Origin of the sequence: Actinomadura rupiterrae, assembly GCF_024172125.1 — a bacterium.
Lineage (GTDB): Bacteria > Actinomycetota > Actinomycetes > Streptosporangiales > Streptosporangiaceae > Spirillospora > Spirillospora rupiterrae.
Window position 1 is genome coordinate 717,644 of sequence record NZ_JAMZEA010000004.1, and the last position, 9,324, is coordinate 726,967.

General features: G+C 70.2%; 7 protein-coding genes and 1 CRISPR repeat array. Of the genes, 3 read left to right on the forward strand and 4 right to left on the reverse strand.

Annotation, left to right across the window (positions count from 1 at the left end):
• The first annotated feature begins 349 nt into the window (after positions 1-349).
• Positions 350-970: a CRISPR direct-repeat array (repeat unit 30 nt; unit sequence GCCCTCATCGCCCCTGCGAGGGTTCGCAAC).
• A gap of 40 nt (positions 971-1,010) precedes the next feature.
• Entirely contained in the window at positions 1,011-1,145 is a 135-nt protein-coding gene (locus tag FHU30_RS46110; RefSeq protein ID WP_301323140.1) for a hypothetical protein, read from the reverse strand.
• On the opposite strand from FHU30_RS46110, the gene FHU30_RS16335 reads away from it, so the two are divergent.
• From FHU30_RS16335 to FHU30_RS16345, 3 genes are read left to right on the forward strand one after another with little or no spacing between them, the layout of a single operon-like run.
• Positions 1,144-1,398, forward strand: coding sequence for a hypothetical protein (locus tag FHU30_RS16335; protein WP_253876633.1), 255 nt, complete (start codon positions 1,144-1,146; stop codon positions 1,396-1,398). The genes FHU30_RS46110 and FHU30_RS16335 overlap by 2 nt on opposite strands.
• Positions 1,386-2,315 (forward strand): ThiF family adenylyltransferase, encoded by a 930-nt coding sequence (locus tag FHU30_RS16340; RefSeq protein WP_253876634.1) that lies wholly within the window; start codon positions 1,386-1,388, stop codon positions 2,313-2,315. The genes FHU30_RS16335 and FHU30_RS16340 overlap by 13 nt, the downstream gene beginning before the upstream one ends.
• Positions 2,312-2,737 carry a hypothetical protein gene (locus FHU30_RS16345; RefSeq protein WP_253876635.1) on the forward strand — a complete coding sequence of 142 codons (426 nt, stop codon included), beginning with the start codon at positions 2,312-2,314 and terminating at the stop codon, positions 2,735-2,737. The genes FHU30_RS16340 and FHU30_RS16345 overlap by 4 nt, the downstream gene beginning before the upstream one ends.
• On the opposite strand, the gene FHU30_RS16350 is transcribed toward FHU30_RS16345, so the two are convergent.
• From FHU30_RS16350 to FHU30_RS16360, 3 genes are all read right to left on the reverse strand, one after another.
• Entirely contained in the window at positions 2,700-3,776 is a 1,077-nt protein-coding gene (locus FHU30_RS16350; protein ID WP_253876636.1) for a hypothetical protein, read from the reverse strand. The genes FHU30_RS16345 and FHU30_RS16350 overlap by 38 nt on opposite strands.
• A gap of 725 nt (positions 3,777-4,501) precedes the next feature.
• Entirely contained in the window at positions 4,502-6,712 is a 2,211-nt protein-coding gene (locus FHU30_RS16355; protein ID WP_253876637.1) for a TIGR03986 family type III CRISPR-associated RAMP protein, read from the reverse strand.
• A 238-nt stretch (positions 6,713-6,950) separates the two neighbouring features.
• The gene (locus FHU30_RS16360; RefSeq protein WP_253876638.1) at positions 6,951-9,287 is read right to left on the reverse strand and encodes a hypothetical protein; all 2,337 of its coding nucleotides are present in this window, start codon (positions 9,285-9,287) and stop codon (positions 6,951-6,953) included.
• Between the last annotated feature and the right edge of the window lie 37 nt (positions 9,288-9,324).

The window sequence follows — 9,324 nt, forward strand, 5'->3', positions numbered from 1 at the left end:
CGACAAGATGGGCTTTCAAAAAACTCGATCACGACATCGCCTGTCCGGATGTGGCCTTAAGCGCAGGGGCAGCTATCCTGACTAGGGAGATCGTCCCGCCCGGACAGCATCCGCCGGGGTCACAACTGATCGAGTTTCTTGCTGGATACGTCCACAGACTCGCCCTCATCGCCCCTAAGAGGGGTCACCGCAGTGCTCTACGCATGGCTCAGCCAACGCTGCGACAACCCGTTTTACAGGCCCCGTTTTCAGCAGGACCCCGGGGTCTACTGCACAACCGGAGGGTTGCTGAAAAATCGACCGACATCGCCGGTGTTAACACCTGCTTCACCTGCGGCTTTACTCTGGGGCCCTCATCGCCCCTGCGAGGGTTCGCAACATGCCCAGGAGCGCCTGGATGATGTCGACCAGCGGGCCCTCATCGCCCCTGCGAGGGTTCGCAACAGATGCCCGCACGTGCACCGGCCGGGCCACGCGAGCGGCCCTCATCGCCCCTGCGAGGGTTCGCAACGGGCGGTCGGGGTGGGTGAGCAGCGCGCGGCCGAGCCCTCATCGCCCCTGCGAGGGTTCGCAACCCCTTGATGTCGAGGCCGCCGAGGATGATCAGGCACTCGCCCTCATCGCCCCTGCGAGGGTTCGCAACGCCTGGTCGGCGACGGTCTGGCCGAGCACGATCGTGCCCTCATCACCCCTGCTAGGGTTCGCAACTTGTCCCGGGCCATCGGATCGAACTCGTGATCCGGCCCTCATCGCCCCTGCGAGGGTTCGCAACGTGCCGCCGGTCGCGTGGGTAGAGGCGTGCGCGGTCGCCCTCATCGCCCCTGCGAGGGTTCGCAACGTGCCGCCGGTCGCGTGGGTAGAGGCGTGCGCGGTCGCCCTCATCGCCCCTGCGAGGGTTCGCAACGCGGCGTTCAGGCCGCGCGCGCCAGTCCAAGCCAGCGCCCTCATCGCCCCTGCGAGGGTTCTCAAAAGCGGAGGGCCGGACGGGAGGGGCCTCCCTCCGCTGGTCTTCATGCCGCGTCGAGGACCGCGAAGACGACCTTGCCGACGTTGCCGGCGAGCGGGCGGACGCCGCAGCAGCGGCAGAACTGGTCCACGATGAACAGGCCCCTTCCGGCCTCGCTGATGGTTTCCGCGCGCCTCATGCTGGGCAGATCGCATATCGCCGGCGGCGGACCGGTCCGGTTCTCCGGCCACGACGAGCACAACATGCGCCTCACCCACGCCGAGTTCGCCGTCACCATGCCCGAGGACCAGCCCGCGATCGCCGCATCGCTCGTCCTGGGACCCGGCGGGCTCGCCAGCGCCTGGTCCCCGCACCCCGACCGGCTCGCACCGCTCACCGCATGCGTCCTGCTCGGCGACACCGTCAGAGAGGTCCCGCTATGCACGCCGTAAGCCTCGTCCGGGACGCCGACCGGCACGACCGTCAGATCCGCGCGTTCGGCCGCCACGGGCAGCATCGGCTGCGGGCCACCACCGCGGCCGTGGTCGGCGCCGGAGGGATCGGCTCGCTGATCGCCCAAGGACTGGCGCATCTGGGCATCGGACGCCTGATCGTCGTGGACCCGGACGTCGTCGAGGCGACCAACCTCAACCGCCTCGCCGGCGCCACCCCCGACGACGCCAGGGACGGCACGCCCAAGGCCGAGGCGGCCGCCCGCACCGTCCGGCGCATCCCCGTCCGGGCCATGACGGAGACCATCCTGGACACCGACGTCTGGCTGTCACTGCGCTGCGCCGACCTCATCTTCGGCGCGGTCGACTCGCTGACCGCGCCCATCCTGCAGTCGCTGGCGGCCACCGGGAATGTGCGGGTGGCACGGTGCGTGTACCGGGTGGCGGCCGTCGGGGTGGGAGGGGCCGAGCCGTTTCCGGACCTGGCTGCGGCTGCCCGTCCCGCCGAGAGGTGGACGCTGCGGATCGCCACGCCCGTCGCGTTCTTCACCGCCCGCGAGGAAGGGGTGCGCCGCGTCCGTCCCTTCCCCGAATCCGAATGGGTCTTCGCCGACCTTTACCGCAAGTGGAACGCCTTCGCCCCTGAGGCGGCGCTGGACGAGTCGACCGGCCAGGCGATCAGGCAGAACCTCGAAGTCGCCGACTACCGTTTGACGATGGCCGAGCACCTGCTCAAAGCCGGCGTCCCACCGGCGCGCGGCAGCATCGGCACCATCACCTACCGTGTCGCCGACACCCGCAGGTCGACGCCCGAAGCCCGGGCCGGGTTGGACGCCCTCGTCCGCTTCAGCGCCTACTCCGGCATCGGCGACCGCACCACCATCGGCATGGGCCACGTCCTGCCGCAAGCCCGATGACGACGCCCGACGGCTATCTGCGGCGGGTCCGCGCCCGCCCGTACGGGCCGCGGGAGGTCCTCGCCGGCGGCGTCACCGCCTGGTTCCACGGCCCTTTCGCCGTGCTGACCTTCACCGGGGAGTCGGCCCTGACCGTTCGGGTCGACCTCGACGACGGCGGGATCGGCGCCGATCTCATCGAGTTGTTCGCCGCGGCCGAGGCCGAGCGCGGGGCGTGCCTGCCGCGCCCCGAGCTGCTCGCCGGTGAACAGGCGCTCGCCGGCCGCAGTCCGACCGTGGTGCGGAGCGTCGCCGTGCGGCCCGGCCCGGAGGGGGCGCGGCTCACCGTGGACACCGGCGGCAGGAGGATCGAAGTACCGCTCAGCACGTCCGACGCCGCGCGCATCAGATGGGAGATCTACCGGTGGTCGCATCGCGGATGAGCTGCTCGGACCAGTCCACGCCGGCGGCAGCCACCAGGATCGCCAGCCGCCGCACCAGATGCCTCGCCGACCTGGGAGCGAGCCCCAGGTTCCTCGTCGCCACCGCGACCGGGTCGCCGCTGCGGCCCGCGCCGACCGCGCACACCGCCGCGATGACGGCGCGGTATCCGGTCCGGCGGTCCGCTCGCCGCCGCTGATCACCGAGTCTGGCTGACACCAGACGGCACATCGATGCCCGCGCGATCTCCCGGTCCACGGCGGTGTCGAGCCGCTCCTGCGGGTCGGCCACGGGCGCAGCGGGGACCTCGAACGGGGGCTCGCCGATGTTGGCGGCGAAGAACGCGGGATTGGTCCCGCGCAGCGCCCTCAATGCCTCCCCCATCCGGCGGGCCGCGTCCGGGCGCGTCAGACCGTGCCGGTCCCGAAGGTCGTCCGGTACCTCGAACGGTTCGGTGACGCCGCGCCGGACGCGGAACACCGCGAGCACGAGCATGTCCAGCACGGCGGGGTCCGCGCGGAGCGGGGCGGCCCACGCCGCCTGCCGCAGGTCCCGGTCGGGCCGTGCGGACGCACCCCGCCGGACCGCGTCCGCGCGCCGCACCCGTTCCTCCAGGTGACGCAGCGGATAGTGGACGAGCTGCGCCCGGGCCGCGCGCAGCCACGCCGGTTCGTCGTCGCCCCCTGCGCGCGCGAGCCGCCTGCCGAACGCGGCGGCGTCCTCGTCCCGTGCCTGCGGGGACGTCAGGTGCCCGCACAGTAGAGCCATCTCCCTGACCGGCTCACCCGAGCGCGTCGCCGGGATCGGCCCGGCCACCGCCGACCGGAGCCGGGCGAATCCGTCGAGCAGCAGGTCGTCGATGGTCGCCTCGCAGTCGGCGCAGCCACCTGGCTCCGCCGGGGCGCGGCAGGCGACACCGGCGTGACGGGCGCGGCACAGCGGCCGTCGGGCGGCGGCGCGCAGCGCCGGGGCCACGAGAGCATGGAAGGCGGCGAACGCGATCGCGTCATCGCGGTCGGCCACGTGGGAGAGGGGCCGCACGGAACCTCCTGAGGCAGCGGAAAACCGGGCCGCCCCGCCAGGTCTGCACCTGGTGGCAGCGGCCCCCTCAGGAGGCGTGGAAACCTCAGAATGCTCTTCGGCCCGAAGCCGTCGAACGACGACCAGTATCCGCAAGCCCGCACTGGCCGGTCAAGGGAGATCCGCCGCCCGGTCGAGAACGGCGCGGATGCCTTCGTGCCGGGTGAAGAGCGTGAGATCGGCGGCTCCGGGACGGCTCGCAGGACCACCCCGTCCACGCCGATACCGGCCGCCACAAGTCCCCCGAACACCCGCCGCAGCGGACGACGCTCCCGGCCGGCCGGGCTTCAAGATCCGCTGGCCCGGCAACCCGGCTGCGCGGCGCAGACCCGAGATCATCGCCTCCGAGTGGGCAAAACCCAACATCACCCATCTACGCCCCTTTTTGCGGGCCGGCACGACAAACGCGAGAGCAAGCCCACGGCCTTCAAACCCAATCCCGATGCGGTTTTGTTGAGTGCTGCGACAGTACCTTGGACTATGGGTGTCTGATCTGCGGGTTTGCAAGATCATGCGCCAACCTCTTGCCGAGCCTCCCGGCGAGGCCGTCAAGTCGATCTTTGCGGCGACGTCACCGCAGTTCAGAGCGCGTTTTGAAGGGTGTGCACCAACCTACAATCGGGCGGGAATGGGCTTGGCGGCGGCCGCCGCATACGTTTCCCGGGGCGCCAGAGGGCTGCGGGCGGTCATTTCTCCTCGTCGTAAGTCGGGAGCGGCGCACGGCTCTCGGCTGAGGGAAGGGACCGGCCACGGCCTCTGACGGGGGTACCCCTGTTGGTCTTCTCGTTGGCGACGAACCAGGAGTAGGAGCGGCCGCGCGGGTCCGGCGGCATCGGTGCGCCCCCTTTGAGGCCCTTGTAACGGGCCCGGGGATAGTGGACGGGCAGGCCGGGCACTCCGGCGGCCGCCGCGAGGAACGCATCCCTGACGTGCCGCAGGTCGTCGTGCTCGAGAAGCCTGTCGAACGCATTTCGGCAGCGGTCCTGGAGCTGGTGTTGTTCTGCGCTGCCGGAGGGCAGTTGCGCGGAAAGGCTGCGGTAGTAGTCCGCCCATCTCTCGCTGTTGTGCAGATCCGTGCCGTCCTTGCCGATATCCAGGCGGACGCTACCGAATCCGAGGGGCTTGCCGAGGCCGAGGCGGTGGAAGTGCCCCGGAGGAAGGGTCAGCAACCACAGAAGTGCACCCAATTCCGTTTCATTCAGGTCCTTGATGTGGATGGTGAAGGAGAACTTCTCCCCCTTGTTCACCCAGCCGCCGATGGATCGGTTCTGGTTGTCACGCTGCTCGCCTCGGGTGAAGAAGGCCCGTCCCCCGTTGACCATGCGGGGGTTCTTCTCGTTCTCGGCTTTTCGGGGGCGGCGGTACTCACGGAAGTGGCGAGGACCGCCGATGGGCTGCTGGGTCGGGTCCTGCCCTCCCGCCGTTTCCTTCCAGTAGTTCTTGCTGTTGGCGACTTCCGCGTGGTGCCAGTAGACCTTGCGTCCGCGCAGGCCGCGCTCGGGCCCCTTGAAGATGTCTTCCTTCGGCACGCCGTCGGGAATCCGTTCGTGCGGGCTGTCCGGGCTGTCCGCCAGGTAGAAGCGTCCCTGGCTCGGCTTCGGCTGTCCCAGGACGGCCAACGGCAGTCCCTCGTCGCCGAAGCGCGTGACCGCGTCGGCTTCGGAGCGGGCGCAGGTGACCGGTCCGATGCGCAACCGGCCCTTGTAGGAAGAGGAGCGGGTGGCCGAACCTTTGGGGGCGACCCATCCGAAGACCCGGTCCGCCGGCGAGGATTCGTCCAGGCGAGGCGCGGGATGCAGGGATCCGGGGAGCATGTCGCGCGGTGTGCGCGTGGAGGTGTCACGCGGGATGAGTACGGGGAAGAGGCCCAGAACCTCGCCGTCCACGATCTCGGCGTAGCAGAGGGAGCCGGGCTTGAGTTCGGCGCGTTCGCCGTCCCAGATCTGCGGGCTCCAGGCGAGCTTTCCGATCTCGTCGGAGATCCATTCTCCCGGTCCGTACCGGCGGCCGTTCTCCTCGCGTTCCTCGATCTCCTTCTTGCTGTGCACGGCAGGGTCCCGGTAGCTGTTCATCAGCTCTTTCCAGCGGCTGACGCCGCCTTTGCACGCCTTCGGGTCGGGTTTTCCGGTGCTGAAGAAGATCCTTTCGTGTTCCTTGCCTACGGCGTTGCGCCCGGTGATACAGACGATCCCGGTCACGACGTTGGTTTCGGCGTCGTCGGCTCCCGGGGCATCGGGTGGTTCCCCACCGCTCCGCGTCATGGGAATCATGGATCTCACGGTCCATGGTCCGGGGAACTTCTTGCCCCTCTTGGGCACAATGAACTGCCGGCCGATCCGGGCCCGGACGACCTGGCCGTGCTCCGGTTCGCTTCCGTCGGGATAGGTGACCGGGTGGGCGCCGTATCTCGGTAGCCGAGCCGGCTGGAAGATGTCAACTGTGACCACATCGTTCTCGGCATCGACCTCGTGGACCCGGGCCGGACACATTTGCCGGGCGTCATCGGCTGCGCGGCGCCAGCCGAGGGCGCGGGTGTTCGGCCCCTGCCGGACGTCGAAGACACCGAACCGGGAGTTGGTGACGGCCTCGTACGCCGAGCGCAGCATGCCCTTGACGGACGTCGAGGGCAGGTGCGGTCTTCCATCGCGGGTGAGGACGGGGTAGAGGAGGTGGTCGTCGCCGGTCGTCTCCGCGCGGGCGGTGTCGAGGAGTAGCAGCGGGGTCTGGACGGTGAGCGTCACGTTGATCGTTCCGGACCAGCGCTCTTCGTCCCGGTGGAGGCGGTCGTGCCCGACCGGTGCACGGTCGGCCAACTCGTCCGGCAGGTTCTCGCGCGGGTAAGCGGGGACGAACGTATAGGGGTTGAGGAAGTCGTCCAAGCCTGGCTTTTCGGGCATCAGGAGTCCTTTGGGCGGGACGGGGCGATGGTGTGGAAATGGAGCAGGCGCTCTTCGGCAACGTGGGCGTTGCCGTGGGCAGGGGACACGATGGGGTCGACCTCCCCGCTGGTTGGGCGAAGCGCGAGCAGCCACACGCTGTGGACCGCCCGGTTGGTCCCTCCTGCGGGTATGGGGAAGATCGGGCGTCGGCCTCGTTCCGCAAGCGACCGCGCATCGTCTGATCGAGGCTGCCTGGTCAACACAGGTCCCCGCCGAGTACTTCGAGTTGCTCGCGGAGGTGGGTGTAGCGGGCGACGAGGTCCGGGCCGGGCTCGGTCTGTCGATTGCGCATCCGGCCGAGTCGCTGGAACACCTCGATGGAGCCGTGCAGCATGTCGATGACTGTTGCGGGTGCCGGCGGCGTGTGTGACAGTTTCCGTCCTTTCATTCCGGACGCCTGTCGGCGTTTCTCGTCGCGGAGCCTGTCGAGGAGATGGGAGTAAGGGCTCTCGTTGCGCTGATTGTTCAGTTTCTTGAGCGCCGGGAAACGTTCCCGAAGGATCTTCCACGCGTCCCACTCGAAGAGCCCCGGCCGGAGCACTTCGACGGCCGTGTAGCAGGCGGGCCACGGCTCGCCCGCAAGGACGTGCGCGATCAGTTCCAAGCGGCGGCAGGCGAGGGCACAGCGGGCGGCCGTGTTCATCGTGGGCTCAGGCTGGCCGTACAGGTCGTGGTGGAACCGGGCGGCGGCGTCGCGGGCATCGGCCAGGGCGGGGGAGCCGTTGGCGAGCATCTGCCAGGCCGTGCGGGTGTCGAGGCGACGTACGGCAGCGGACGCGAGCCGGGCGAGGGACCCGTCCATGCCGAGGCGGCACAGGGCGAGGCCGGCTTCGTTGATCACGGTCCGCAGCGCCCGGTCGCGGCCGAGTTCGGCGACGCGCAGCGGGCACGCCGCGTCCAGGGACCATTGGACGCCCGCGGCGACCATGCCGTTCAGCGTCACGGGCTTCCCGGAGTTGATGACGAGGAGGACCTCGTCCACGTCCCGCAGACTGGTGGAGCCGTACCGTCCTGTGGGTTCGGCCTTGCCGAGTTCGGCGAGGAGCTCGGTGTTGATGTCGGCGGCGTCGCCCGGAGCGGTGGAGAACGGGCCGAGGACGGCGGCGTCGAGGCTGCCGGCGGGGGCGGTCGACCGGGCGAGCGTCACCCAGGCGCGGGCGCGCTCCATCGTCTCGGGGCTGGCGAGCAGGCGCAGCCTGATGCGGCCGGGGCGTGCGAGAGACCCGCGGCGCTGGGATGCCCAGCCGATGACTTCCCGTACAGCCGCTTGGCCCGCCCTGTCGGCCGGGTCGTCCTTGGTGACCTTGCCGACGCACATCAAGACCAGGACGTCGCCGGTTCCCAGGACGGGCCATGCTGTCAGGCCGCGCTTTCCCAGCAGGCCGGGAACCAGGTCGCTCGCCTCCCACTGGTCCGCGTTGGCGAGCAGCGAGCCGGGCAGGCGGCGGGCTCCCGGCGGGGCGAGGTGCGCCTCGTGCGAGGCGCTCCGCTCGAAGAAGTCGATGAACTCGGCGTCGCCTATCAGCGCCGCGTGCCGCGCCCGGGGCACCGGCACGAGTCGGCGGCGGGCCTCCTTGATCTGGCTCGCGCCGCCGCGCCGTTCCGGGTCGCCGAGGCTCCTCGCGAGGTCCTCGATCACCCTGCGCGCCGACGCGGGGACCGCGGAGGCCTCCTTGGCGGACGGGCTGCTGATCCGCTGGGTGAACCAGGTGCGCAGCAGCGCGTGGTCGAGGGCCTCGCCGCGCGCGAGGCGTTCGTAGAACGCGGCCTGCACGGTCGGCCACAGTTCAGTGAGCTTGGCTAGTTTCCCCTGGTCGAGGCCCGGAATGGGCGTGGTGTTCTCGGCGGGACCGATGTCGGCGCGCTGGCGTGCGGCCAGCAACCGCCAGATGTCGGCGTTGGACGGGTCGACGGCGGCGAGTTCGTCCCAGAAGCGGTGTCGCAGGAGCCAGTTGCGAAGCGTGTCGCGCGGGTCGATCAGGTCGCGCAGACGGTAGGCGGCGGACGGTTCGTCGACCGGCAGGAGGGTCATCGGTACGCCGGTCTCGATGCCGGCGAGCAGGACGCCCGCGCCAAGGGCGTAGGAGCCGCTGCCGGACGTCAGGAGGCATTCGCCGTCGGCCAGTGCGGTGAGCGCGGTCTTCAGGGGGCCGACGCTGTGGCGGACGGTGGGTTCGGCGACCTTGACGATGTGGAGCCGGTCCTTGGGGAACGTCCGGCCGCACAGGCCCTTGGCGGAGCACAGCAGTTCCCCCATCCGCCGCGCGTGTTCCACGAAGGGCTGCTGCGAGGGACCGTGGAGGTTCGTTGTTCCGATGAGGAGGAGGCCGCTGATCTCGGTGCCGGTCTCGGTGAGGCCGTCGAAGACCTTGTGCAGTGGCCTGCGGTCGTCCGGGCCGCCGTGGAAGTCGATCGGTGCCGGGGACGTCGCCAGCGGCGGCCAACCGAGATCGCCGCCGCCGACCGGGTGGATCAGCAGCGGCGGCGGTGCGCCGGTCGGATCAGTCCTCGCGTTCGTAGACGTCGAGATCACGTCCTTGGGGGTCTCCGGCGGCGTAGGGGAGGGAGCG

Coding starts and splice junctions, on each gene's coding strand:
- FHU30_RS16345 (WP_253876635.1), top strand. CDS start 2,312: ATGACGACGCCCGACGGCTATCTGCGGCGGGTCCGCGCCCGCCCGTAC.
- FHU30_RS16355 (WP_253876637.1), bottom strand. CDS start 6,712: ATGCCCGAAAAGCCAGGCTTGGACGACTTCCTCAACCCCTATACGTTC.
- FHU30_RS16335 (WP_253876633.1), top strand. CDS start 1,144: ATGCTGGGCAGATCGCATATCGCCGGCGGCGGACCGGTCCGGTTCTCC.
- FHU30_RS16340 (WP_253876634.1), top strand. CDS start 1,386: ATGCACGCCGTAAGCCTCGTCCGGGACGCCGACCGGCACGACCGTCAG.
- FHU30_RS46110 (WP_301323140.1), bottom strand. CDS start 1,145: ATGAGGCGCGCGGAAACCATCAGCGAGGCCGGAAGGGGCCTGTTCATC.